The organism is Brevibacillus sp. HB1.4B (genome assembly GCF_013284285.1).
Classification (GTDB): Bacteria; Bacillota; Bacilli; order Brevibacillales; family Brevibacillaceae; genus Brevibacillus; species Brevibacillus porteri.
This window is the reverse complement of sequence record NZ_JABSUT010000005.1, coordinates 279,090-304,310: the sequence shown is the minus strand read 5'-3', so window position 1 is coordinate 304,310 and position 25,221 is coordinate 279,090. Positions and strand designations below refer to the sequence as shown.

General features: G+C 46.1%; 30 protein-coding genes. 7 read left to right on the top strand and 23 right to left on the bottom strand.

Annotated features, from left to right (window positions below; translation table 11 throughout):
• The first annotated feature begins 296 nt into the window (after positions 1–296).
• Positions 297–2,009, top strand: a complete 1,713-nt coding sequence (locus tag HP398_RS14855) for a methyl-accepting chemotaxis protein (RefSeq protein ID WP_173622962.1) — start codon at positions 297–299, stop codon at positions 2,007–2,009.
• A gap of 431 nt (positions 2,010–2,440) precedes the next feature.
• On the opposite strand, the gene HP398_RS14850 is transcribed toward HP398_RS14855, so the two are convergent.
• From HP398_RS14850 to HP398_RS14835, 4 genes are read right to left on the bottom strand one after another with little or no spacing between them, the layout of a single operon-like run.
• Positions 2,441–3,037, bottom strand: coding sequence for a sulfite oxidase-like oxidoreductase (locus HP398_RS14850; RefSeq protein WP_017251325.1), 597 nt, complete (start codon positions 3,035–3,037; stop codon positions 2,441–2,443).
• Positions 3,038–3,067: 30 nt separating this feature from the next.
• Positions 3,068–3,499, bottom strand: a complete 432-nt coding sequence (locus HP398_RS14845) for a CoA-binding protein (protein ID WP_017251326.1) — start codon at positions 3,497–3,499, stop codon at positions 3,068–3,070.
• 46 nt (positions 3,500–3,545) lie between these two features.
• Positions 3,546–5,042: a leucyl aminopeptidase gene (locus HP398_RS14840; protein ID WP_173622961.1), complete on the bottom strand. Its 1,497-nt coding sequence runs from the start codon at positions 5,040–5,042 to the stop codon at positions 3,546–3,548.
• Positions 5,043–5,091: 49 nt separating this feature from the next.
• Positions 5,092–5,466 (bottom strand): DUF309 domain-containing protein, encoded by a 375-nt coding sequence (locus HP398_RS14835; protein WP_017251328.1) that lies wholly within the window; start codon positions 5,464–5,466, stop codon positions 5,092–5,094.
• Positions 5,467–5,619: 153 nt separating this feature from the next.
• Between HP398_RS14835 and HP398_RS14830 the strand changes: the two genes are divergently transcribed.
• The gene (locus tag HP398_RS14830) at positions 5,620–6,096 is read left to right on the top strand and encodes a divergent PAP2 family protein (RefSeq protein ID WP_015892987.1); all 477 of its coding nucleotides are present in this window, start codon (positions 5,620–5,622) and stop codon (positions 6,094–6,096) included.
• Between the two features lie 12 nt (positions 6,097–6,108).
• Entirely contained in the window at positions 6,109–6,879 is a 771-nt protein-coding gene (locus HP398_RS14825; RefSeq protein ID WP_173622960.1) for a cobalamin-binding protein, read from the top strand.
• Between the two features lie 90 nt (positions 6,880–6,969).
• Here the strand turns inward: HP398_RS14825 and HP398_RS14820 are convergent, their stop codons facing one another.
• The 6 genes from HP398_RS14820 to HP398_RS14795 form a co-directional block, all read right to left on the bottom strand.
• Positions 6,970–7,605 carry a 3D domain-containing protein gene (locus tag HP398_RS14820; RefSeq protein WP_017251330.1) on the bottom strand — a complete coding sequence of 212 codons (636 nt, stop codon included), beginning with the start codon at positions 7,603–7,605 and terminating at the stop codon, positions 6,970–6,972.
• A 158-nt stretch (positions 7,606–7,763) separates the two neighbouring features.
• A complete protein-coding gene (locus HP398_RS14815) occupies positions 7,764–8,024 on the bottom strand; it encodes a YuiB family protein (RefSeq protein WP_017251331.1) in 261 nt (86 codons plus the stop codon).
• A gap of 203 nt (positions 8,025–8,227) precedes the next feature.
• Complete coding sequence (locus tag HP398_RS14810) at positions 8,228–8,371, bottom strand: YuiA family protein (protein ID WP_238144523.1); 144 nt, start codon at positions 8,369–8,371, stop codon at positions 8,228–8,230.
• A gap of 181 nt (positions 8,372–8,552) precedes the next feature.
• Positions 8,553–9,029: an NUDIX domain-containing protein gene (locus HP398_RS14805; protein ID WP_026043309.1), complete on the bottom strand. Its 477-nt coding sequence runs from the start codon at positions 9,027–9,029 to the stop codon at positions 8,553–8,555.
• A 65-nt stretch (positions 9,030–9,094) separates the two neighbouring features.
• Positions 9,095–9,346 carry a hypothetical protein gene (locus HP398_RS14800; protein WP_017251334.1) on the bottom strand — a complete coding sequence of 84 codons (252 nt, stop codon included), beginning with the start codon at positions 9,344–9,346 and terminating at the stop codon, positions 9,095–9,097.
• Between the two features lie 4 nt (positions 9,347–9,350).
• On the bottom strand, positions 9,351–10,541 hold the full coding sequence (locus tag HP398_RS14795) for an NAD(P)/FAD-dependent oxidoreductase (RefSeq protein WP_173622959.1): 1,191 nt from the start codon (positions 10,539–10,541) through the stop codon (positions 9,351–9,353).
• Positions 10,542–10,890: 349 nt separating this feature from the next.
• Here HP398_RS14795 and HP398_RS14790 point away from each other — a divergent pair, with 349 nt between their 5' ends.
• On the top strand, positions 10,891–11,901 hold the full coding sequence (locus tag HP398_RS14790; protein WP_017251337.1) for an NAD(P)/FAD-dependent oxidoreductase: 1,011 nt from the start codon (positions 10,891–10,893) through the stop codon (positions 11,899–11,901).
• Positions 11,902–12,070: 169 nt separating this feature from the next.
• Here the strand turns inward: HP398_RS14790 and HP398_RS14785 are convergent, their stop codons facing one another.
• The 5 genes from HP398_RS14785 to HP398_RS14765 all read right to left on the bottom strand — a co-directional run bounded on the left by HP398_RS14785 (position 12,071) and on the right by HP398_RS14765 (position 15,050).
• Positions 12,071–12,316, bottom strand: coding sequence for a hypothetical protein (locus tag HP398_RS14785; protein ID WP_173622958.1), 246 nt, complete (start codon positions 12,314–12,316; stop codon positions 12,071–12,073).
• Between the two features lie 21 nt (positions 12,317–12,337).
• Positions 12,338–12,958 carry a hypothetical protein gene (locus tag HP398_RS14780; protein WP_173622957.1) on the bottom strand — a complete coding sequence of 207 codons (621 nt, stop codon included), beginning with the start codon at positions 12,956–12,958 and terminating at the stop codon, positions 12,338–12,340.
• Positions 12,959–13,000: 42 nt separating this feature from the next.
• Positions 13,001–13,333, bottom strand: a complete 333-nt coding sequence (locus tag HP398_RS14775) for a hypothetical protein (RefSeq protein WP_328139136.1) — start codon at positions 13,331–13,333, stop codon at positions 13,001–13,003.
• Positions 13,334–13,752: 419 nt separating this feature from the next.
• Positions 13,753–14,136: a cupredoxin domain-containing protein gene (locus tag HP398_RS14770; RefSeq protein ID WP_017251340.1), complete on the bottom strand. Its 384-nt coding sequence runs from the start codon at positions 14,134–14,136 to the stop codon at positions 13,753–13,755.
• Positions 14,137–14,255: 119 nt separating this feature from the next.
• Complete coding sequence (locus tag HP398_RS14765) at positions 14,256–15,050, bottom strand: metallophosphoesterase (protein ID WP_173622956.1); 795 nt, start codon at positions 15,048–15,050, stop codon at positions 14,256–14,258.
• Positions 15,051–15,104: 54 nt separating this feature from the next.
• Here HP398_RS14765 and HP398_RS14760 point away from each other — a divergent pair, with 54 nt between their 5' ends.
• Positions 15,105–15,695, top strand: a complete 591-nt coding sequence (locus HP398_RS14760) for a hypothetical protein (RefSeq protein WP_017251342.1) — start codon at positions 15,105–15,107, stop codon at positions 15,693–15,695.
• A gap of 27 nt (positions 15,696–15,722) precedes the next feature.
• Here HP398_RS14760 and HP398_RS14755 read toward each other — a convergent pair whose 3' ends face one another.
• The 5 genes from HP398_RS14755 to HP398_RS14735 all read right to left on the bottom strand — a co-directional run bounded on the left by HP398_RS14755 (position 15,723) and on the right by HP398_RS14735 (position 19,704).
• Positions 15,723–17,204 carry a DUF4153 domain-containing protein gene (locus HP398_RS14755; protein WP_173622955.1) on the bottom strand — a complete coding sequence of 494 codons (1,482 nt, stop codon included), beginning with the start codon at positions 17,202–17,204 and terminating at the stop codon, positions 15,723–15,725.
• Positions 17,205–17,323: 119 nt separating this feature from the next.
• Positions 17,324–18,241, bottom strand: coding sequence for a hypothetical protein (locus HP398_RS14750; protein ID WP_173622954.1), 918 nt, complete (start codon positions 18,239–18,241; stop codon positions 17,324–17,326).
• A complete protein-coding gene (locus HP398_RS14745; RefSeq protein WP_173622953.1) occupies positions 18,216–18,800 on the bottom strand; it encodes an RNA polymerase sigma factor in 585 nt (194 codons plus the stop codon). The genes HP398_RS14750 and HP398_RS14745 overlap by 26 nt, the downstream gene beginning before the upstream one ends.
• A 175-nt stretch (positions 18,801–18,975) precedes the next feature.
• Positions 18,976–19,335, bottom strand: a complete 360-nt coding sequence (erpA, locus tag HP398_RS14740) for an iron-sulfur cluster insertion protein ErpA (protein ID WP_017251346.1) — start codon at positions 19,333–19,335, stop codon at positions 18,976–18,978.
• Positions 19,336–19,482: 147 nt separating this feature from the next.
• On the bottom strand, positions 19,483–19,704 hold the full coding sequence (locus HP398_RS14735; RefSeq protein WP_017251347.1) for an aspartyl-phosphate phosphatase Spo0E family protein: 222 nt from the start codon (positions 19,702–19,704) through the stop codon (positions 19,483–19,485).
• A 336-nt stretch (positions 19,705–20,040) separates the two neighbouring features.
• Between HP398_RS14735 and mqnE the strand changes: the two genes are divergently transcribed.
• Positions 20,041–21,144: an aminofutalosine synthase MqnE gene (gene mqnE / locus HP398_RS14730; RefSeq protein WP_017251348.1), complete on the top strand. Its 1,104-nt coding sequence runs from the start codon at positions 20,041–20,043 to the stop codon at positions 21,142–21,144.
• 105 nt (positions 21,145–21,249) lie between these two features.
• On the opposite strand, the gene HP398_RS14725 is transcribed toward mqnE, so the two are convergent.
• Positions 21,250–21,513: a YuzB family protein gene (locus HP398_RS14725; RefSeq protein ID WP_173622952.1), complete on the bottom strand. Its 264-nt coding sequence runs from the start codon at positions 21,511–21,513 to the stop codon at positions 21,250–21,252.
• A gap of 173 nt (positions 21,514–21,686) precedes the next feature.
• Between HP398_RS14725 and HP398_RS14720 the strand changes: the two genes are divergently transcribed.
• The gene (locus HP398_RS14720) at positions 21,687–22,754 is read left to right on the top strand and encodes an NAD(P)/FAD-dependent oxidoreductase (protein ID WP_173622951.1); all 1,068 of its coding nucleotides are present in this window, start codon (positions 21,687–21,689) and stop codon (positions 22,752–22,754) included.
• Positions 22,755–22,915: 161 nt separating this feature from the next.
• Here the strand turns inward: HP398_RS14720 and HP398_RS14715 are convergent, their stop codons facing one another.
• Entirely contained in the window at positions 22,916–24,145 is a 1,230-nt protein-coding gene (locus HP398_RS14715) for an AAA family ATPase (protein WP_173622950.1), read from the bottom strand.
• Positions 24,146–24,155: 10 nt separating this feature from the next.
• On the bottom strand, positions 24,156–25,025 hold the full coding sequence (locus tag HP398_RS14710) for a tetratricopeptide repeat protein (RefSeq protein ID WP_017251352.1): 870 nt from the start codon (positions 25,023–25,025) through the stop codon (positions 24,156–24,158).
• Positions 25,026–25,221 lie beyond the last annotated feature (196 nt).

The following is a 25,221-nucleotide window of genomic DNA, read 5'->3' as shown; positions in this document are numbered from 1 at the left end:
ATTCAATCCTTTGAAGTGATGGAATATACAAACAAGATAAGGCACCTCCCTAAAAATAAGGAAAGTGCCTCTCCACTTTTTTTCAATCAATCCCAAGCAAACCTCTGCTCTTTCCAGGGATCGCCGTACATATACTTGTGTAACCATTAAACAGGTAAAAAAATGCCCTCCTCGGTCAGCCGTTGCTTCTATCCGTCGGTGTTATCGAGTTTAGCAGTCTACGAAAAATGTTTAAAGTTTCAAAAATAGCGGAAAACAACAAGCATATCGTATTTTCATAAGAAAGGTGAGAGCGGATGTTCTTTCGAAATTTGAAGTTGTATTACAAAATCTTTACGCTTATTGTCCTAGCATTAATGATGTTGATCGCAGTCGGAGGGGTTGGGTACATTTCCACAAGAGATGTGGCCGAAAGCTCGGAAACGTTGTATAACGAAAACTTTTATGCTGTCGAGTCGATCAGCAAGATCCGCACCAATATGCAGACCAATGCCTCTTATTTTATGGAACTAATGGTTACCACAGACCAGAAAAGGAATAAAGAATTAATAGACAATATTGAACAAGTGAAAAATGATAATGCAAAAGTAATAGCCGATCTGGACAACATCGCTTTCGATCAGAAGAAAAGCGAGCTGTTCAAGAAATTCAAGGGATTGTATGACACTTACGTTACTGAACGAAATAAAACAATAGAACTTGCTACAACCAACAGGAACGCGGAAGCCTATCAGTATTACCTAACAAAAGTCTACGCTGTGCAGCAAGAGACCTTCGATGTGATGAAGGAATTCTCGGACTACATGAGCGATGATACAAGGAAGGTCAATGCAGAAAACAAGCAAAATGCCGAAACTGAAGCTACTTTCATGCTTGTTGCTGTCATCGTGTTTGTTATTCTACTAGCGGTAATTGGTGTTGTTATTAGCAATATGATTACAAAACCGGTAAAAAAAATACAGGAACTGATGAGCCGGGCCCAAGCTGGCGACCTTACCGTATTCGGAGAATATCAATCCAGGGACGAAATTGGGACACTTACCAAAGATTTTAATCAAATGATCGCTGGACTGCGTACCGTTGTCAGCAAAATTAACGACAATGCCCTTTCCTTAGCAGGGAGCTCGGAAGAGTTGGCAGCTAGCGCGGAACAAACAGCGGAAGCCACTACTGTCGTTACAACTGCGATTCAGGAAGTAGCCAATGGCGCGGAGCAACAGCTTCACGGGTCAGAGGAGAGTGCGCGATCCGTGGAAGAAATGGCAGTAGGCATCCAAAAAATTGCAGAATCAGCCTATACGGTGTCTGTCTCCTCCACAGAGGCTTCGGAGGAAGCGATACAAGGGAATACTTCGATTCGAGAAGCTGTCGAGCAGATGGACTCAATCAAGGAGGCTGTAGATACCTCAACCAATGTCATAAAATTCTTGGGTGAACGCTCTGAAGAGATTGTCAAAATCGTAGATGTGATTACCGGCATCGCCTCGCAGACCAATTTATTGGCGTTAAACGCAGCGATTGAAGCTGCCAGAGCGGGAGAGAATGGAAGAGGTTTTGCTGTTGTGGCTGATGAAGTAAGAAAGCTTGCTGAACAATCGGAGGAATCAGCAAAACAGATTGCACACTTGGTTCACGAGATTCAAAACAATACGAACCATGCCGTAGGCACGATGAGTAAAGTAAACCAAAATGTTCAATCTGGGATCAGCGTCGTCCACGAGGCAGGTGAATCATTCCAGAAAATAGTAAACAAAATCCAGGACGTCACCGATCAAATTCAAGAGGTATCAGCTTTGGCAGAAGAGATGTCAGCCAGTTCCGAAGAGATTTCTGCTACTGTTTCTGAGTTTGAGCGGATTTCCAAAGAAACAGCTGGGAACTCACAGTTGGTTGCCGCTTCCTCTGAGGAGCAGTTGGCTACAATGGAGGAAATTTCAGCTTCAACCCAATCTCTAAATATATTGGCACAGGAGCTTCAGGAAATTACAGGTACATTTAAGTTAGCATAGCATAACGATATGAATGGAAATCCTCGCATCTGCACAGATAGCGAGGATTTTTCGATGCTGATCTATTTTTGATCTCACTCGTTTTTTTAAGACAAATTGTCAAGCCACGTGCGAAAAAGCTTACATAATGGCAAGGTAGTGACCTGTATCAGCGGGACGTCACTCGCCTTGCTTTCCCCATATCTTCATTTTAGAAGGTGGTGCAAATTAAGCTAACAAATCAAGAAGTCATCGATATGGCACGTACTATGAAAGAAAACTGGGGTCATCTTGAACTCGAACACAAAAAACTTATTATGCATACCCTGTTTTCTGAAATAGTCATAAACTCATATGGTGAAGCCGTAGATAGACCAGGACGACGAGTAGCTTGTGAAATTAAATCCTTTAAAACAAAAAAGAGGCGGATCATCACCGCCTCTTTTCTCAAATCAATCCCAAGCAAACCTCTGCTCTTTCCAAGGATCGCCATACATATTGTACCCATTCTTCTCCCAAAACCCTTGCTTATCTTTCTCCATAAACTCAATCCCACGCACCCACTTGGCGCTTTTCCAAAAGTAGAGATGCGGGACGACGAAGCGCAGCGGCCATCCGTGCTCAGGCGTCAAATCCTCGCCGTTATGTTTCGTGGCGAACAGATTGCCATTTGTCATGAAGTCGACCAGCGGAATATTCACAGTCCATCCGTGCTCAGCGTGCAGCATGACGTATTTCGCTTCCGGCTTCACCTTCACCAGCTTCAGAACTTCCTCCACGGGAATACCTTCCCATTCATTGTCCAGCTTGCTCCAGCCTGTCACGCAGTGAATATCGTTGGTCGTGCCGCCTTTTGGCAGAGCCATCATTTGTTCGTAGGCCAGTGTTACTTCTTCTTCGACGAGACCGAAAAGGCGAAAACTCCACTCCGTAGACAGATCTGTATATTCCGGAACCTCTCCATAGTGCAGGACAGGAAAGCCTGTCGTCTGTTTTTGATTCGGTGGAATGCGATCGCGCTTGGTATCTGCCGCTGGGTTGATAAACATGTTGTTTCCACTCCCTCGAATGTCAGTCTCTTATTTTCCAACCCGCAAAAGGGCGTGATCTACCTTGATGCACATGTCCTGCACAACCTCGATGCCTTGATCTGCAACCAGTTTAGCCGCGTCTTCGTTGGCAATGCCTTGTTGCATCCAGAACACTTTTGGCTTGTTCTGCATTTTCAATGCTTCCTCTGCAACAGGCATCATGTCTTCGCTGCGGCGGAACACATTGACGATGTCTACTGGCTGATCAATCTCAGTCAGGCTCCCCAATACTTTTTCACCCAAAACCGTTTCACCCGCGATGACAGGATTGACCGGGATGATCGTGTAGCCCGCGTTCTGCATGGCTTGCGATACCATATAGCTGGTACGGTCCGGCTTGTTGGACAGCCCCACTACTGCGATCGTTTTTGCATCCTCCAGCAGTTGACGACGTGCTTCGTTGCTTGGATTTTGAGCCATGTGAAAACACTCCTTTTTATTTTGAATTTGGAAGTTGAACTACCTCTTATTTACTACGACTGGAAACGAATTCAACGATGGTCCGCGTCATCGCTCCGGTACCGCCCGCTGGTTGCATGTCGCCAGCACTTGCTGTGTACGCCGTACCCGCGATGTCCAGATGTACCCACGGTGTGTCGCCAACGAATTCTTGCAGGAAAACACCACCGATGATACCGTGGCCATAACGTCCACCCGAGTTTTTCAAATCGGCAAAACGGCTCTTGTTCAGGCTGCGGTACTCATCGAAGGTAGGGAGCTGCCACAAACGCTCACCTGCCACATCTGCTGCTTTCATCAGTTCATCCAACAGTACTTTATCATTAGTCATGGCGCCAGAGCAGAAATGACCGAGCGCGACCACGATACCACCTGTCAAGGTAGCGGCATCTACCAAGCAAGACACACCTTGCTCTTTTGCATAAGTGATGCAATCAGCCAGTACGAGGCGACCTTCTGCGTCTGTCGTAATGATCTCTACCGTTTTGCCGCTCATGGTCGTGATGACATCCCCTGGACGGAATGCCGTTCCGGATGGCATATTTTCCACGGTACCGACGACAGCCAGTACGTTTACTTTTGGTTTAATCTGTCCCAGTGCCTCCAATGCGCCGATCATCGAAGCCGCTCCACCCATGTCCGACTTCATGTCTTCCATGCCTGCTACTGGCTTGATGGAAATTCCACCTGTATCAAATGTCACGCCTTTACCGATCAGGCCAATGACATCTTCCCACGTGTCTCTTCCTTGATATTTGACTGCCACGACGTAAGGCTCAAGCTCGCTGCCTTGTGCTACAGAAAGCACTCCGCCCATCCCCAGCTCTTCCAGCTTCGCTTTTTCCATTACTTCCACAGTCATACCATAGCGCTCTGCTACCCCTACCATCGCATCCTTCAAAGCGCGTGGAGTCAAGTAGTTAGCTGGTTCATTGACGAGCGTGCGCGCCAGATTCGTCCCGGATACGAGCGCCGAACCACGTGCAACACCTGCCTGTACCAATGAAGCATCGGCATCTGCTGACAAAATTTGCACCGTCGCAATTGGGTCAGACTCACGCTTTGCCTTTTGACGATAGCCCTCGTAATTGTATTCGGCAAGTCCAAAGGCTTCTGTCACTGCCTGCGCCAGACGATCAGCACTCAGATGCTCTGTTGTTGGCAAATCAATAACTACTGTTTTGCCGTTGCCTTTTCCCACAACCGTTTTGGCTGCACGTCCCCATGCATTTCGGGCTGCGACGAAATCAAATTTCCCTGGTTCACCCATCCCGACGATCAACAGTTTTTTCGCAGCTACGTTGCTCATTCCGTGAACAACCGTAATTTCCTTTGCCTCACCCGTAACTTCCTTGTCCTGCTGCAAACCACTCAGACTGCCTCCAAAAGCTTCGTCCAATTCCGGGTATACTTGCGAAATCTCCTCACCCTTCCACAGCGGAACAATCAGTTCATCACACGCAATATTCACAAGCTGTATGCGTTTTTCTACTGCTACTTTCATATACTCTTCCCTCTTTCTGTGTGGTAGGATACTATATGGGCACATTTGTTTAACATGATGTGTCGACATATAAGCGCAAGGGTGGAAACGTCATGGCTTTTGCCTCTGTGTAAGAAATGACATCCTTTTCCGGCAACAATTTCTCGCATTCATCTATGTAACGAAGAACTCTTGTTACGTCCAGTCCCCAATGAACTGGCTGGTAACGGGTCAAATACTTTCGTGCATTGCCTAACATCCAGCGAGCACCTTTTATATTGCCGTACTCTTGGTGATACAGTCCGACTGACAATTGCAGCAATCCTTGCAGAAACTTGTCTGACTTATCTTCCATCCAGATGTCTTCCAACAGATCGTGGCATTCGTAGTATTCTCCATCATTGAATTTTTCAATGAACTGCAAATACTGCTCGGGATACCCCATGGATGCATGCCTCCGTTTCGAACCTTCCGTCTTCATGGTAACACAGATTGGCAATGACTTTACATCCAAACAAAAACTTCACGGATTAAGACAACGCCCTTCTGTTACAATAATCCTAGAGATAAGCGCACAGTAGAAAGGAATGGATTTTCCGTGGCGGATTTTTTTGAAAACTTCCCCTTATGGGCAGCACTGCTAGCCATAGGGATCGCCCAATTTATCAAAATTCCCCTCCATTTTTTTGCAACGAAAACGTGGCAATGGTCACTACTCATGAGTACAGGCGGTATGCCCAGCTCCCACTCTTCTGCGGTGACGGCACTATCCACAGCCGTGGGACTGCGTGAAGGCTTCGGCAGCAACATGTTCGCTATTTCCGCTATTCTCGGCGTAATCGTGATGTTTGATGCCGCAGGTGTCCGCCGCCATGCCGGTATGCAAGCCGTTGTCTTAAATAAGCTGGTCGATGAATTCAACCACCTGTTAGAAGGAATGAAATCGTTAAAAGTACGACCTAGCCAGGAAAAAGCAAAAAAACTGAAAGAACTACTCGGTCATCAACCGATCGAGGTTTTGATCGGCGGTTGGTTAGGCGTCATGATTGCGTTATTGCTCCATCCGTTTTTTTAAAGGAGGGCTCCCATGCGCATTGTTTCCATCTGTCCCAGCAATACCGAAATCCTGTATTATTTAGGCCTGCATGAGCATGTCGTCGGATTGGATGATCACTCTGACTGGCCGCTGGAGTGGCAGCATCTCCCCCGGGTTGGGCCCGATTTGACAATCGATATGGACCTGGTCGCTGCCCTCCAACCGGATCTGGTCGTAGCGTCACTCTCTGTTCCTGGCATGGAGAAAAATATAGAGGCACTGCGCGATAGAGACATTCCTCATATCGTCCTGAACCCTTCCCGGATCGCAGAAATCGCTCAGGATATCCGACTCGTCGGTGAGGCAACAGGAACACAGAGGCAAGCCGAGCAGCTTGCGGTTCAATTTGACGAAACCATTGAAAGCATCCGACAAAAGGCCGCGAAGTACGCTCAACGCCCGAAGCTGTACTGGGAATGGTGGCCGAATCCTATCTACACACCTGGTCAGGAAAACTGGCTGACTGATGTAAGTGAGATTGCGGGTGCCACTAATATTTTTGCAGATTATCCTGTCGCGAACGTCAAGGCTACCCGAGAAATGGTCATGGAACGCGATCCCGATCATATTTGTGTCGTCTGGTGCGGAATTGAACTGAAGCGAATCAAGCCTGACATGATCACAAACCGCCCAGAGTGGATGAACATGACTGCGATTCGAAACAATCAGGTCCACTTGTTGGAAGAGGGCCTTTATTGCCGCCCTTCTCCTCGCATTTTGGAAGGACTGGAGAAGCTGGTTGACTTGATTCATACAGAATGACAAAAAAAACGTTCAAAGCCTGTGCCTTGAACGTTTTTTCTTTTTTTCTTTCATGCCACCGATGCGGCATCCATTTGTTTTCGTTAGTTGCTATTCAGTTTGTTGTTGGCCGCTGACGGGTTCCGCCATGGCTGCGATTCCTTTTTCATTCAAGCTATTCAAAAAAGCTTCCGTTACTTTGCCTTCGCCTTTTTTTACGATATACACGTCCACCGATTTTTTCCCCCATTGCGAGAATACGTCCTGCTTGGTCTCGAAATACAGGTCAATCTTATGGCCGCGAATCGCTCCACCCTTGTCAGCTACAACGCCATATCCATAACCGGGGATGTACAAAATGGTCCCCAGCGGGAAAACGCGCAGATCAGCTGCAATCGTGGAATAGTCGTCCCTACGAACTTTTACACCTGAATATGTAATGCCATAGGACGGGTGAGATGGATTTTTGCCCGTCGACTCGTATCCAGCATAGTAGCCGGTCGCAACTACACGTACTTTTGGATATTGATCGTGAAATACATCCGCTTTATCAATCACTTGAGTAAGAGAACTGGCTGATACCGTCCGTTTTTTGACGACATGTTGCCCCTCTTTCATTTCCTTGATTCCAAAAGTGGATGAGACTCCGTGGTCTCCCACAACATTATAGCTGTATCCATCGCTTGCGAAGGCCGTCAAGACCAGGATGAACAGCGCGACGATACTTACGAACTGCTTTCCATTCATTTCTTGGTAAACCTCCTCTCGTTTCTAGTCATGTCCCGACGAGGAGGAAAGTATACACAAATTTTGGTTGATTACAGAAATATTCAGTCAGTTATATGTTTTTCCAATAAAATACCAAAAGAAAAACAGGCCCGAAACAAAGGCCTGCTTGTACTTGATTAAAACATCCGATATCCTTTTTTGCGAAGCGTTTGAATGGTCCAGCCACTCGCCACTGTACCTGCCATGCCGCAACCCAGAATGAGCGAATCCCATATTCCCGGAACGATTTGTTGATAGACAAGCGCACCTACAACTACACCCACGCCGATCACAACTGGAAACCATGTTGTTTTCAAAATCATGTTTAAAATAAACCCAATGCCAAACCCTAGCACGGAGAACAGAACAATGGATACCATAAATTGCATCAAGTTCATCGACGAAAAAGACCTCCTGCCACCTTCTCCACCTTTTGCCACTTTTTCGGCAAATACAGGAAAGACGGGCTATTTTCGGTATTAAGTGTAGCAAAAAGGCGAGGGATCGGTCAATAAGAGAACCCTATCGTATGTGTATGGCCTGACAGAAAAAACCGTCGATGCATTCGCTTCGACGGTTTCTATACGAGGTTCCTTAATCACTATTGATGAAAAGAAACAGCTTCCTTCTGAGCTTCCTGTGTACCAGCTCCGTCACAGTTAGGACAATTCTCCGAGCCCCCCAGGAGCAGTTGGAAATACCCTTGGCCGTGGCAGTACGGGCACTGTTCTTGTTTTTGTCTCATGTTGAGCTCCCCTTTCGGCATACATGCGTGAGAATTAATTGCATGTATTTTCAGATTATTTTGATGTATCTAACTATATCAGAATTTCCCCTTGGTTCACAATACAGTTCATTGCGAAAAAACCATAAAAAAACCGCAATGTAAGCGGAAACATTGCGGTTTATCTAGCTTATTCGCAGTATTACTTAAAGATTTTATAGGATGTGTATTGAAAAATGGGATCGATATCAAATGATTGACCTGTCATTCCTTGCTCACGTTTGATATAGTCCGGCAATATGATTTTCAAATAAGTCGATGACAGCGGGTCTTGAAGCAGGTCCTGTATCGGCATAAATCTCGCCTCCGCGATCTCACCTTCCTGCGGGCGCGGCTCCCCACCTATGTAATCCATCCAAAAAACGACCATATTGTCGCTAATGGACTCCCGAATGACGCCAGAACGGATTCCCGCTATTTGTCGTACGACTGCCTCGACACCCGTTTCTTCCAGCACCTCACGCACTGCTGCTTCATCTACAGTCTCGCCCTCCTGCACGAATCCCGCAGGAAATGACCATTGTCCTTTTAGTCCGCTGTACGTTTTTTTGACAACCAGTGCTTCTTGCCCGCGGATAACAATCCCGCAAGCGCCTAGCCAAACCTTCCCTTCCCGCATCTAGCTCGCTCCTTCCACGTCCTAGCTAAGCGAAACCCCCGGCTCTTCCTCGCCGGGGGTACCTATCAATCATCCTCGTCATCAAGGAGCCCATTATCGATCATGTATCGTAGATTTTCCCGATCCCTCTCGCGGCCCTTTTCCTTGAGCCGGTCGATGGCAGGCAGGATGAGAATATCTACTTCACGCTGTACATGCCATGCCAAATCGTGTCGCCCCTGTTCCTCCAGAAAAGCTCCCACTTCCATCAAGGCATTGTACCGATCCATCTCTTCGCGGACCATGAGCCCCCGGACTTGAATGCTCGCGTGACGCATCGTTTTACAGCTTTACTTTCTTCAGTGCGAGACCAACGCCGCCAATTTTGTACAAGTAGCGCAGGTCGCTCGCTTTTTTCATCATGGCTGCTGTGCTGCCGAACAGCTTTTTCGAACCAACTTGCCCGATGCCCTCACCTTTTCCAAGAGAGGCAAGTGTCCCTTGCAGATGCGGGATGAATTTTTGAGGGAGATCGCCACGGATCAAGGCAGCGAGATTCTCACCCAGCGTCTCGCCTTCCTGTACCGCGATTTGCGCAGTTGGCGGGTAAGGACGTCCTTCTTCGTTGAAGATCAAGGCACAATCCCCTACCACAAAAACATTCTCATGACCAGGCGCACGCAAATATTCGTCTACCTTGACGCGACCTCGCATGACTTCGAAGCCTGCTTTTTCCACGATACTGTTGCCGCGGACACCTGCTGCCCAAACCACCGTCTTCGATTTGATTTCTTCTCCGGTAGCCAACAGCACGCCATCCGGGGTGCACTGCTTGATCGGTGTTCCAATTTTGAACTCGATGCCTTTTCTCTCCAATACATCCATTGCGTATTGGATCAGCTCTGGATCAAAGCCAGGCAATGCAGTTGGTGCTGCCTCAATGCAGTAGACTTTCACCAGTTCAGGATCGACATCAAATTCTCGGCACAGCTCTGGCAGACGATCGCCGAGCTCTCCGCAAAACTCAATACCTGTAAAGCCAGCTCCACCCACAACAAACGTGAGGTAGTCCGTACGATCCGGCTCATTTTTAAATTTGGAGAACATGTATTCAATGTGCTCGCGAATATTGCGGACCGCATTGATACTGCGAATGCTAAACGCATGCTCCTTGAGTCCCTCAATTCCGAACGTTTCTGGCTCGCTACCCAATCCGATGACGAGATAGTCATACGCCAGCACCTCGCCATTTTCGAGCGTGACGGTCTGCTCCTCTGGCTGAATGGCTTGCACCGTTCCTTTGACAAAGTTGACTTTGTCTTTGTTCAAGATGCCATCCAGACTGACGCGAGCATAATCCGCTGGTGCTGTACCTGCAGCCGGCTCATGTAGCCAAGTCGTGATGTAGTGATAGTTGTGCTTGTTGACCAAGGTGATTTCTGCCTCATTGTAGTTGAGCTTTTTCTGTAGCTGCAACGTTGTGAGCAAACCACCGTATCCAGCGCCAAGAATCAGGATTTTGGGTGTACCCATCAGTATCCCTTCCAATCATGTATGATGTCATAGTTCATGGTAACTTTAGGAAGATTGTGCGATTTTTCACGTGGTCTGGTACCTATTAAGATGCCCCATTTCATGATCCTTGTAGTATCGGAATTATTGCCCTGTACTGCCATCCGAACCACTCTGTGAAAAAATGCACAAAGTCAGACGTAGAAAAATGTGACAATTTCTTTACAGTCATCCTCATCTTATCGGCTACCGATTGGATTTGCAAGGGTTTTTTGCCTATCATCTTTCGAATTTTCTCTCCTGTTTTTCCACTTGTATGGGTTATAATGGTTGAGGAGTTCGCTTACGATTAATTCGGAGGTGCTTTGGATTGAATTTTCTGCAAAAGGACGAGCAAATCTACGACATTACGATCATTGGTGGCGGCCCTGCCGGGTTATTTACCGCTTTTTACGGCGGGATGAGGCAGGCCAGTGTAAAAATCATTGAGAGCATGCCCCAGCTAGGTGGGCAATTATCCGCTCTTTATCCGGAGAAGTACATATATGATGTAGCCGGATTTCCAAAGGTTTTAGCACAAGATTTGATCAATAATCTGAAAGATCAGATTTCCCGCTTTCAGCAAACCGTTTGCCTGGAAGAGAAAGTGGAAAATGTCGTAAAAAAAGTAGACGATGTGTTTGAAATCACAACGGACAAAGGCACTCACTACTCCAAATCCGTAATCATCACTGCTGGGGTAGGAGCGTTTGAACCTCGCAGGCTGGAACACCCAGATGCCGTCAAATATGAAAAATCCAATCTGCACTATTTTGTTACCGATCTGAACTCCTTCAAGGGACAGCGTGTAGCTGTTATTGGCGGCGGTGATTCCGCTCTGGACTGGTCCCTCATGCTAGAACCTATCGCAAAAGAAGTATACCTCATCCATCGCAGAGACAAGTTCCGCGCACATGAACACAGTGTAGAAATGCTCATGTCCTCCAAAGTAAACGTCACGACACCTTACGAAATTGCAGCTTTGCACGGCGAGGAGCGCATCGAAAAACTCACGCTGGCCAATTGCACGACAAAAGAAGAAGTCGATCTGGAAGTCGACGCAGTCATTGTCAACTTCGGCTTCATCTCCTCTCTCGGTCCGATCAAGAACTGGGGGCTGGAGCTCGAAAAAGGCTCCATCGTGGTCGATACCCGCATGGAATCAAACATTCCAGGCATTTTCGCAGCAGGCGACATCGCAACCTACCCTGGTAAGGTCAAACTGATCGCTGTCGGATTTGGTGAGGCCCCTACCGCTGTAAACAACGCGGTTTCCTACTTTAATCCGGATGCCAAATTGCAGCCTGGTCATTCTTCAAGCATGGACAACTTCAAATCGTAAAAATGTTTCGTCCCTGTTGTGCCTCCGTTGGCTGCGACAGGGATTTTTCATTCCATTGCATAACCGCTTTTGTTGGCGTGCACAGTAGAAGCAACAACGAGGAGGCGATTACGCTTTGAATCATCTCTGCCCAGTTTGCAATGGCTTCACACCGCTCCAACAAACCTGTTCAACGTGCGGTCAAGCTCTGCAAGATGCAGGCCGTCTGTATGACTTTTATGGGAGCTACAGCCCTTACCGGGAGATAGACGATGCCAAGATGGACAACGGCTACATAGATCGTACGCGCCACCAATGCGTCCATACAGGCTGGTGTCCCTCCTGCCAAACCGAACAGGTGGTCTTCCTGGATGAATGGACCCCCGCTATGCTTGTAACCGATATGAAAAAGGACGCGTACCAGTAAGTCGGTCACGTCCTTTTTTTGTTCGAAACGTTATTTTTTCTTCATGGCCAGCTTTTCCGCCATGCGAGAATTATTTGCTTGCATTTGTTCTAGCATTTGCTGGAGTGACTCCTTAATCTTGGCTGTATCGCCAGATTCGATCGCCGAGTCAAAAGCTTCGTGTGTTTTTTTCATTTGCTCGATCCGAGCTTTTCGGGCGTCACGCTCTTCTTTTGGCCCCATGTTTTTGTCTTTCCATTCCTTGAACTGCTTTTCCATCTGTTCGTTGGTTATTTCGCCCTTTTTCACCTGTTCATTCAGCTTGTTAATCAGTTGCTTCCGTTCTTCACGCTTCGCCTGCCACTTCGGGTCGTCACTTAGCGCCTCGAACTCGCTCATTAAACGATCACGTTCTTTAAACGTTGCCTGCCATTTCTCCACGCTATCCGGTGCATATTTTTCCGCTAGCAAGAGCATGTACATTTTTTGATGAACGCCTCTGTTGGAGCTATGTCGCACCTTCATGTGCTTCTCTCCATGCTCATCATGACTGTGAGTCGGCTTGATCACCTGGGCAACAGTTGCCGATACATCTTGGGCCAACGCAACACCTGGCATGGCGAGACCCATTACCAGCGCTGTTGTCATCATTCCTTGTTTCCACATCTTCATACGATTCACTCCTTCTGGTAGAAAACGTCTATCATTGATCCGTTAAAAAGGGCGCAACTCTTCTCTATCCAGCCCCAATAGCTTTACAAGACCCATTTGCTCGAGATCACTTTTTGTTTTTTCGGTGCCATACTGATAAATGAGTTGGTAGATGGCCCTCAGGTTGTCATCGTATTCGTCGTTGTCCCGATCCGGCATGTCAGACCATAGTGTATGCCCATGCATCCACATCATGAAATCCCCATGGACGCAGTTATTGAACAAGTCTCGCATCATGCCTACTTGAACATCAGTCGCTTCGATCTCAAAATCGTACGTGGCAGAGCCTTTTTCATCACGGATTTCTGCCACTGTCGTTCCTGCTTGTAAGGTCACGTAGTAGTGTTTCTTATCCAGTGTCACTCATCTCCTTTTTGGATCGCATCACCGACTTGAAAACTTTTCCTCCTTACCTTGTGCAAAAATCGCGAAAACATGTATATGACGAGCAAAAAAGCCCTCCGTCATGGGAGGACTTCTGCCTATTTGTTGCTAAGCCTATCTGTTACGATCGATCTTCTTTCCGCAAATTATGCCCGGTGTTCTCTCCCGTTTTCGGAGGAGTGCTACGTGAGCCGGCGGATGCTTCTGTTGGACGTTTGTCTTTGTTGTTGTGCTTGGACATGTGGTTCCCTCCCTTACTCGTGAGTGGCTACCCATGTAGTATGTCCCTACCATTGAAATGAAAAAACACCTTGACCCGCTATGCAGGCCAAAGTGCTTGTTTGTTGTTATATTCCAATAAGAGAATCGAATTATTTCACGACTAATTTTGCAACCATTTTTCCATGATCCGGTCCACAGATCACGTTGCAAAAGATGGTGTACTCACCAGCTGTATCGATTTTCATCGTTTTGCTGCCATCTTTTTGCATGTCTACATCCAGCCCTTGGATACCAATACCGTGAAAGCCTTCTGTCGACTTGAAGTTGAGCGTGAACTCTTCGCCAGCTTTTACTTCAAAGGTTTCTTGATTGAATTTCCAGTTACTAGCTTCGATATTCACTTGTGTGCCAGTAGTCGCTGCAGGAGCCGCTGCATCCGTGCTAGCAGCTTGATCCTTGCCTCCGCCGCATGCTGTAATCAACATTGCAGACAATGCAACTGAAGAAACCAACAGACCCCACTTCTTATTCACAATGACCCCTTCTTTCTTCTTTTTCTACACTTCCATCTTACTCGATGAAATCAATCCAAAATCTGGGATCGTGTGAACGAACAGTGACGAATTGGGGAACGATTGATGAACACGAGCGCTCATGATCGATTGATCGCGTATACCGTGATCTCTGGAAAGCAATTCAGCCGGACAGGCAGTCTTGAAGTACCAAGCCCGCGACTGATGCCAAATACGCCAACGGATTGATCCTCTTTTTGCCCCACATGAAAATGCTTGTAGGCACCAATAGTCCGATTGAACAAGCGAACTTGTCCCCCATGAGTATGTCCGGTCAAGAGAAGGTCAGCTTTCAAACTCTCACTGTGAATCAATGAGATTATATTGGGAGAGTGGGCCAAAAATATCGTCAAGTTCGCCTGCTGGATCTCTTGCCTAGGACGCTGTTCATTGCCGTAAATCGAATTATCGAAGCCGTATATCCAAATGCGACTGCTATCCTTTTCGATCACGGTACTCTCGTTTTCCAACACTGTCATTACCTGTTGCCAAGCTTCTTTTCGGGAATGGAAACCAGCAGCGGAATAGGCCTTTTTGCGAAATCTTCCTGCTTCTCTCTCGTAATTGCCAGGGACGAAGAATATCCCATCCTCGCTCTTTATTTTCGCTAGCTCATTCAACACACGTGTCAACTGCCCGCTGTGCTGTGTCAAATCCCCCGTCACTATCACAATATCCGGATCATAAGCATTCACCAGTTTGTGCAACTCTCCATTCCAAAAGCGTGTTCGTCCATGGAGATCAGACAGGTGAATCAAAGTAAGGGGAGATACACCAGGTAGTGTCAGCTTCACTGTCGTTGCTTTGACATAAGTCGTATGATAGGCCAAAAATATCATTCCCATCAGGATACACAAAACAATCGTCGTCATCATTTTGGAACAATTCCCCTTCTCACCCGTCTTATGGTTAATAGGAGTGGATCAGTCATGATGCTTCAAAAAAATCGTGGTACCATAGCAGTTCTTTTCTCGATAGCGATTCTTTTTACCTTTTTCATCCACCCTTTCCCTACGTCAGCCTGTAGTTGTGCCAGACCTCCCGACACACTAACGGCAAAGAACTTGTCTGCTGCTGTTTTTACAGGGAAGGTGCTACAGGTGAATGAGCGTACAGACTGGATTGGTATGCTTTCGTTTTGGGATAAACCAGTTCGGGAAGGTTTTGACGTTATGTTCGAGGTACAGTCCACTTGGAAAGGAGTAGGTCAGCAACAAGTCTTGATTGTCACCGATGGGCTTGGAGGTGCATGTGGCATTCCTTTTCAATTGGGGCAAGAATATCTTGTCTATGCGTTTTATGGGGAGCTAAATGAGCTAGAAACCAACATCTGTACACGAACAGTCCTCAAAGCAGATGCAGGAGAAGACTTGCAAGTATTGGGGTCTGGTACAGTGCCTGTCCCTTCAGCAAATCTCAATTGGAATGATTATTTTGCCATAGTTATTGTTATTGTCATCATCATCTCAGGAGGAGTCTTGTTCTACCTCTTTTGGTTCCAAACAAAACGGAGACGATAGATCACCTCGTCTCCGCCCTCATTCATTTCATGGAAGATAAGCCTTTGCACGATACTCCGAGAGATTAAAGGACTGCCAGCTATTGTCCTCATACAAAATCTCTTTTCGCTCCTGTAGCATTTCCATAAACCTCTCTTCTACCTTTTTATCCCGCACAAGCTCCATAACCACTGGTATGGCGTCATAAGACAGCTCGCTCAAATACTCGATGTCGATGTGTCCAGTCGCATGATAGCGCTGTACATTGTTTTTAGCAATGATGACGTCCATATTGATGTAATTCAGAATAACGTAACTCACTAGTGTCACAATCGCGTAATACTTGATCAGGGAGAAACCGTCACGCCAAATTTTCAAGAGAGCAAGGATAAACAGCACAAACAGAAAGATCATGAAAACGTGAGCTAACAGCCGCGTATGCGTATACCCGTAAGCATCCTCATACAGTGAGAGGCGAAAATAGGCGGACACGAGCATGAAACCTGTGCAAATCGTCAGCATACTCAGCAGAACTTGAATGATCCGGTAGAGCATTGGTTTTGCCCGTGATGCAAAGTGCATCGTACATAGGAGAATCAAGAAATTAATAACAGTAACCGTCACCAGCTCATTGAAACCATTTCTAGCATACTCGGCGTACGTCAATTCATCTGGCAAAACTCGCTTCGCCCCGCTGAACAAATACGATATCTGAATGTATGTAAACGCTGTGTACACCATATTGATGATCGCCAGAATCGTTACAAGGATAACCCCGTCCCAGACGATCTTCTTTTCTTCTTCAGGCACAGGCAATTCCACTACTTCTTCTCGTTTCCCGAAAAGAGAATACATGTAAGCAAACACGAGGATCGTAATGATCGCGATTAGCATCATTCGAAAGATTGCTTCAAGTGAATGGACATCAATGACCCTTCGCGGTATTTGACCCAGAAAATGTCCAAACACACTATCCGCATTCGAGAGCAAGGAGAGTACAATCACCAGCAGAGGCACCGAGATGCCGATTCCGATGAAAACCTTCTTCATCACCCCATACTTCTCCTGATTCACCCTACCCTTGATCCATTCCTTTGACAACCGAAAAGGCATCCGCATATACTTCGGGGTGAAAAGGAGCAGCATCTCCAACATCTCCATGAAAAAGCCTGCCTCGTACCATTTCGCTTGATGACGCTTGGTGATCAGAATCGTTTGGATCACGAATAAAAACGGAATCAGAAACAGGTTGAACAGATGAAAATGCGGATTGGAAAATAGAAAAAAGGTAAAGGCCAATAGAAAAATCGGAAGCGTCCATATCCAGTCGAATACTTGCTTTCGAGAAAAGCGTATAGGAATGCGTTGCCTAGCCTGCCAAATAAAAAGACCATACAAGCCGATTACGAACAATAGATAAGAGATGCCAAATCCTTTACCGTAAAACATCCAGTCAAACAGTAAGCCGATCCCAAATGCCCCCAGCAATAGCCACTGTAAGCCTTTTTGTTCTTGCGTAACATCAGCCACCTTTTTCACTCCTTACTCATGCTTTTTCCTTAAAAAAGTCAAGAACAGACCCCAATAAGGAGCTGCTCTTGTAAATACGCGCGCATCTGGATAAATGTTACATTTTTGGTTAGGTGTATCTATTTTAAATTCTGGGAAATCATCAGTAAATCTTTTTTCGTCAGAACAGGATTCATGGCAACCACTTCGATGAGTCTATTCTTGTCCTCTTGATAGACCTTTACGACCTTTTCTTCGGTTCCATCCATTAGCTTGCCAGCTATATACAGTCCCTCATAGTTTTGCACTTTCACTTTTTCTACGATGGCATCCTGTCCTGCTTCTTCCTCGATGTATTTCACACCTTCAAAATTCGTGATGGCGATGTATACGTCCCCGTCCCGCTCTTTTCCTTCACTCCCTTTGTACAACGTATAGACTCTATCAAAATTTGACTTAGGAGATACCTTTCGCACAACGATTTGCTTCTTCTCGTTCTCTGCTTCCTTGTACATTTCTTCGAATAATTCTGCTTGGCTATAATCAAATGGGTAATTTACATGCCCATTTACAAATTTGTAACCACCCGCTAGCTCAGCTGGTACCTCATAAAAGCTCCCCACTTCTTTCTGTAGTGGCGGTGTGGATTCATGAATAACAGGAATATAGGTGAAAGAAACACGTTTTTTCGGATTATCTGGGCCAGCCATATATACAGCTGCTCCCTCTCCTGGCTTAAGCGAATCCCTTACATCTTGAAAACTCTTCCAGTTTCCAGATTTACTTTGCGGTTGTGGAGTAGCAGTCTGCTGCACTTTTACAACGGCTTCCCCTTTTTCATTCTTCAATTCGTATACCTTCATGGCTGCATATGCGGATGTTCCCCCAAACACAAGAATCGCTGCGATAAGTAATCCCCATCTTTTTTTCACTTGCTTCCCCTCCGACCTCATTTTTTGTTCCTTCATTTTTTGAAGGACCTGTTCCTTGACATCGAAATCATCGGCGGCGGCAGTTAACTGTTGTTTCCAATCATCGGGTTGCTGAGATCGAGTCATGTCTATCACCGCCTTCATTCACGAGCATGTAGGATTTGCACTTTTTCAATGCCCGTTCATACTGTTTGCGCAGCGTAGCTGGCTTCGTATCAAACAACAAGGCCAGCTCGTCGTAGCTTCGGTCTTCCACCACACGCAAAATCAGGAGATTACGCTCCTTTACAGATAGCTTTGCTATTGCTACATGAAGAGGGTTGTTCAAATACTCCGTATCTTCTACCTTCTTTTCTCCCTCATGGCGACTGACCGTCTGAATCCCCGCTCGCAAAAAAGTGAACACACGATTCAGCTTCGCTCTGTTTAAGAGGTTCAGACAATGATGATACGCAATCTTATACATCCATGCCGAAAAAGAAACAGTGTGCCGATAGCTGTCCAGCTGCTCGAATGCTTTCAAGAAAACCTCCTGGACAGCATCCTCCGCTTCCTGTCGGTGTCCCAGCATGTGATAGCAGTACACGAACAACGGCTTTTGCATCGCATCGATGATCAAACCAAATTGGTCGATATCCCCGGCTCTGACCTCCTTTAGCGCATGCTCCATTTCGTTATGATCCAATCCCTCTCACCTCCGATTCGCACGTATAACAAACAAAGGCGTCATTTTGTGACACGATTTGGAAATTTTTTAACCGAATACTCCCAACAAAAAAACCTCTTCAACTCATGCGCAATATCTGCACAAGTCAAAGAGGTTTCTATTACTCTTAATCACCAAATACTAGCAAAAGGCCTTAGTCGTCACATTTCTCCGCTTTACCTTCAGCGAGTGCCGTCTTAAACGAAGATCCACAGCCACAAGAAGCGACTGCATTCGGATTCTCGATGGAGAAGCCTCCGCCCATCATCGATTCCTTGAAATCAATCTCTGTACCTTTAATGTATGGATAGCTGTCCTTGTCGACAACAATTTTCACACCGTTTTGCTCGAAGGTCTCGTCGCCTTCTTTTATCTCTTCGTCCCAGCCCATCCCGTAGGTAAAGCCGCTGCAACCACCAGTTCTGACACCTACCCGCAAAAACACATCGGGCTTACCTTCTGCTGCCAGCATTTCTTTTACTTTCAGACTGGCGCGCTCTGTCAATGTAATCATGCTTCTTTCCCTCCTTCACAGGCTCATTATTCCTGCACTTGTTACAACCAGTATATTCAGTTTACTAAGAAACGCTTCTTCCCACAAGGTTCCCCTGCACTTTACGCGTTCATTCTTTTCAAAATAAAAAAGAAGGGTTTCCCCTTCCTATGCAAAATGTGCATTGTTTTCCATTAGATAAAATCTATAAGCTTTCTTCCGGTTCCCTGCCTTAGACAGACTATGATCGATCTGGTTCAGTTCGTTGTGTAGTTGATCAATTTGTATACTGTATTCGAGGACATCTGGATGATCTAACCCAAACTCTAACCCCATATATACCATACGCTGTCGAAGGAGTTCGATTTTCTCGAGCAAAACGTCCCGCATTTGAAGCTCCTCCTAGTAATAGATCAGGCTTTCTTACTATATTTTACAAGAACAGCTAGAATTTCGCAAACAAAAATTCCTTTATTTCCGAAAATATACCAAAAATACGACGGTAATTGTTATATTTTTACATCCATAACTTCCTTCTAGAGAGTTGGAGAACTTATGATATTGTTCGTACTTACCAAGAGGTTTATAATATAGGTGCTCTTGTTGCCCGAGATTTACTCTATTCCTAAGAGCCTTTCCACTCCCATGGAACGAATATCGATTGGGTATGACTGGATTAAAGCTCTTTCATCTAAGAACCATTGACTTTGAAAGGAAGTGTTTGGAATGGCGCTTGAAACGATTGCCATACAAGACAAATCTCTCGCCGGAATCGCAGAAAAAGTTATGCATGGCGAAAGACTTACCTTGGAAGACGGTGTCACCCTTTTTAATTCCAACGATCTTTTGACGATTGGACAATTGGCTAACGTTGTTAACTATCGCAAGAATCAGGATAACGTTTACTTTTTGCAAAATCTGTACATCAACCCAACGAACGTATGTGAAGCTCATTGCAAATTCTGTGGCTTCCGCCGCGATGAAGGGGATGAGGGTGCCTACACGATGAGCACAGATGAGTTGCTTCATTATGTAGAAACGCGCTTCCATCCAGGTATCCGTGAATTCCATATCGTAGGCGGACATAACCAGCACAAGCCATTTGAATACTACCTCGACACCATTCGTACCTTGAGAAAAGCGTACCCGGATGTAACGATTAAATCGTATACAGGTGCAGAGATTGAGTTCTTCTCCCGCATTTCCGGTCTATCCATCCGCGAGGTTTTGCAAGAGCTGATGAAAGCTGGTCTTCAAAGCCTTACAGGTGGTGGCGCTGAAATTTTGACTGAGCGCTATCGTATGAAAATGAGCCCGGAAAAAGCAAGTACAGACATGTACCTGCAAGTACACCGCACGGCTCATGAGTTGGGCTTGAAAACACATACCACCATGCTGTACGGCTCCATCGAGACATTGGAAGAGCGCGTGATTCACATGCTCCGCCTGCGCGAGCTGCAAGATGACACAAACGGCTTCATGGTGTTCATTCCATTGGCTGTTCAACCGATCAAAGCAACAGCTGGTATCAAACGCCGCAACTCTGCCATTGATGATTTGAAAACAATGGCGATCAGCCGTCTGATGCTCGATAACTTCCAGCATATCAAAGCATACTTCATCAACATCGGTACCCAGCTCACACAACTTTCTCTGCAAATGGGAATTTCCGATGCTCACGGAACCTTGATCGAGGAGCGTATCAGCCACTCAGCCGGTGCACTTACCCAACAAGCTCTGACTGTAGATGAGTTGGTTTGGTTGATCAAAGGCGCAGGAAAACGTGCGCTGGAACGCGATACCTTCTACAACGTAATCAAAGAACATTAATCCATGAAAAAAAGCTGATGCTCCCTATCACTTGGGCATCAGCTTTACTATTTTGAAACATGCACGGTTGATCATGCTCCCCAATGAACATCCTAAGAGAACAACCTAAAGAGGAAAATCTGCATTCAGCAACTCTTCTTCCTCACGTAATTTCTTCTTGATTTTTACCAGTAATTCATCGGCTGTTGGAGCTTGTACCAATGTGCCGTTTACGAGCGCGAATGGCTCCATGTAGCATTCACCGCAATACCCCAGACAGCCGTACTCGAGTACGTCCACGTCCAGATCAGGATCATTTTCCAATGCATCCACGACGGATTGCGTATAGGAGGAAACATTGCTCGCGCAAAATTCTACTAGTGGTTTCATCTATTGTCACCTACCGATTATTTCGACATCATCACGTACTTTATTGTACCGCGACTTTGATAAAAATCCAGCGGAGAAAACGGGAAAAAGATTCTGCTTGCATTTTTAGTGAAAGAGACTAAAAATAGAGTGGGTGCTGTAAAAAACGGACAGAAGAAAGGACTAGACCTTCTATGAAACGACTTGTGATCCTTGGAGGAGGATACGGGGGTCTTCGTATTATTGAGCGAGTCCTGTCCCCTGATTTACCAGATGACGTGTTTATAACCCTCGTAGACCGTATGCCGTTTCATGGCTTGAAAACAGAGTATTACGCTCTGGCGGCAGGTACTACACCGGAATCTCACCTGCGTGTTAATTTTCCAAACGATCCACGCCTGACCGTCAAATACGGTGAAATTGCTGGTGTGGAATTGGACGAGCAGGTCGTCAATTTTGCTAACGGGGACACCCTCTCCTACGATTGGCTTGTAATCGGATTGGGTTGTGAGGATCGTTACCATGATATCCCTGGTGCTGAACAATTTACGTGTTCGATTCAATCCATGGGAGCTACCCGCAACACATACATGGCAATCAATAATGTGAACCCATACGGCACGGTTAGCGTTGTGGGTGGTGGTCTTTCCGGGGTGGAAATGGCTGCTGAGCTACGCGAGAGCCGTCCCGACCTGAATGTACGCATCATCGACCGCGGTCAAAGCATTTTGAGCCCATTCCCGAAAAAGCTTCAGGAATACGCATCTCAATGGTTCATTGAGCACGATGTACAGCTTGTTTCCATGGCGAATGTCACTAGCATCGAGCAAGGGATCGTGTACAACCACAACCAGCCTGTTGAAAGTGATGTTATCGTATGGACAGCAGGTATTCAAGCGAACAAAATCGTGCGCTCTCTGCCCATCGAAACAGATAACATCGGACGCGCCAAACTAAATCAGTATCATCAAATCCAATCCCATACGAACGTGTATGTGGTAGGTGACTGTGCAAGCACCATCATCGCGCCAAGTGCACAAACAGCTGAGATCCAGGGTGATCAAATTGCCTTGATGTTGAAAAAAGACATCAAAGGTGAGGAGTATCCAGCTTCATTGCCTGCTCTCAAGCACAAAGGCTTCCTCGGTTCCCTCGGCAAAAAGGAAGGCTTTGCCAGCATGGGGAAAATGTCTCTAGTCGGTCAGATGGCTCGTGTCATCAAGAGCGGTCAGCTATGGATGTACAAAAAGCATATGGGATAAAGCACAAGCCTGTTGGCCGGATGGTCTAACAGGTTTTCTTTTTGTATCATCTAAGGAACCTGGCTGATCATCGAGGCTCTATCGTCAAATAATTCGAACAATAAAACACCAAAGCTTATTCCAGACTTTCTTTTGGAATAAGCTTTTTGCTTAGAATTATATCAAATCCGTTTATAACGCGATAAAAATGACTCTACATCATTGTACAGCCCGCCCTGATTGGCATATTTCACGTAATTTTTAACTGTTCGCAGCCAGTCAATGGTAGAAGGATGTGTGGATGCAATGGATTGCTTCAAATCATTCATCTGGATTGGGCGTTCAACACCTGACTTCATAATTTCCGCAATCACCATTTCTGTAGCAATCTCGACGACATTCTCGATGTCTGCCCCAGAATACAGGTCCGTTTCCTTGGCTAACCAGTCGTAATCGATCTCAACCACTGGACGTTCGGCCAGCTTGATTTGAAAAATGGTCTTCCTCGCTTCTTCATCTGGAGGTGAGACAAAAATCATCTTGTCGAAACGACCCGGACGTTTAAAGGCAGGGTCTACATCCCATGGCATATTGGTCGCACCGATGATGAGCATCTTATCTGTGCTGGTATCAATCCCTTCGATCTCGGTTAAGAGCGTATCAACAACTGTCCGCATCGTATTAGACGAAGCACGGCTGCGATTGTAACCGAGCGCATCCATTTCATCGAGGAACAGGACACTCGGCTTGTTCGCTCTCGCAGACGAGAAGATCTCTCGGAGGTTTTGCTCACTAGCGCCGATATAAGGATCGAGAATATCCGAAATATGTATGGGCACAAAGCGGGCACGGCATTCCCCTGCTGTGGCTTTGGCAATGAACGTTTTCCCGCATCCTGGAGGCCCATACAGGAGGATTCCACCCCCTATTTTTTTCTTGAAGAGCTCGAACAGTCCAGGAGACACAAACGGCTTGATAATTTTCATATGAATGGCATTCTTCACTTCGTGCAAACCACCAACATCCTCGAAGGTCACGTGATCCTTCACCTTATCCCGTCTTCCTACTTGTCCGCCAGGAATGACTTGAAATGAATTGTGGTCATCATGAAGTTGTTCCTGATTATCCACTTCTTGGGTAGCTTCTGAGGCTCCTACCATAGCCTTTTGTGGCATGGAGCGCTGGCTAATGGAAGACTGGCTAGATGTAGTGTTTGCAGAAGCAATCTTTCCTAGCTCTACTATGATTTGCTGCTGAAGTGCATGATCGCTATAACGAAGCGCCTGGGTGAACGCTTGCAGCGCTTCGTTATTTTTGTTAATCTGCGCATATTCCAGACCTAACAGATACCATGCAGACCCATTTTCCGGATTGCTTTCTGCCATTTGCTTGACGACATCGATTTTATTCAAACGAAATTCCTCACTTTACAAACAATTTATAAACAAACCCCGAAATCCACGTGTAAACATTAAAGATGAGCAGAAAGAGAAGAATAGCCCCAAATGCTGGTGGATACAAGTAAATAGCCAGTAAAATGAGCCCCACACTCGCTATCCATGAACCAATAGGTCCTCCCAGCTTACGCACAATCCGGTTCGGAAAAAATAGGAAATGGGTCTCCTTTTCAATTCCGTCCAGAAGTTCCTTTACTCGCGAATTTGTCGGGTCTAGCATAAAAGCTTGGACCAGAGCTTCCTTCGCTGTTTTGTAATCATCTCGAAAGTAAGCCTCTTCTCCAATTTTGATTAGCTTGTACAAATCGTCTTCGGCTACTTGCATATACCCTGTCAGCGCTTCGTGCTTTTCTTTTTTCTTTCCGTCGATCATGCTCATATAAAACTGGTATTGCAGTACGGTTGAGTCCATCGGGTCTAGGCGTTTCGCTTCTTCCATCAGCAGCCTGGCCTTTTTTAGATGGCCCGTCTCGTACATCAAGAACGAATACGTAGCAATGATACTCGGTTCGCTGGGGTTTAAGGACAACGCAAAAAGCATCGCCTGCTCCGCTTCATACCATTCTTTTTGCTGTATCAGAATCAGTCCAAGGGTATTATATACATATTCTGTGACCAAGCCCTCATTGATGGCGTATGTACAAAGCTCATAGGCTTCTTCGTAATTGTCCAGTTGGTATTCACAATATGCCATCATATACAGCAGCCTGGGATGCGTTGCGTTTTTGGCCAATACCTGCTTAAATTGTTCTCTTGCCTGTTCATAGCGCCCCATCTCATAGTAGTGCTCGCCTAGCTGATAGAGGACAGAACTCTCCAAAACTTCAAGATCCATATAATAATGGCACTCCTTTTACTATATAAGCCACTTCGAGCATCCTGCCTACGAAAGAGCACCCAATAGCTGTTTGGAGCATTGGCTGAATTGTGGCATGGATTCCTTTATGAACCTTATATCTTCGTTCCATTAAAAAGTAATACGCAATCCCAATCCATGTCCCTAAAAAAAATCGGAGTATCCCTAGTGGTAA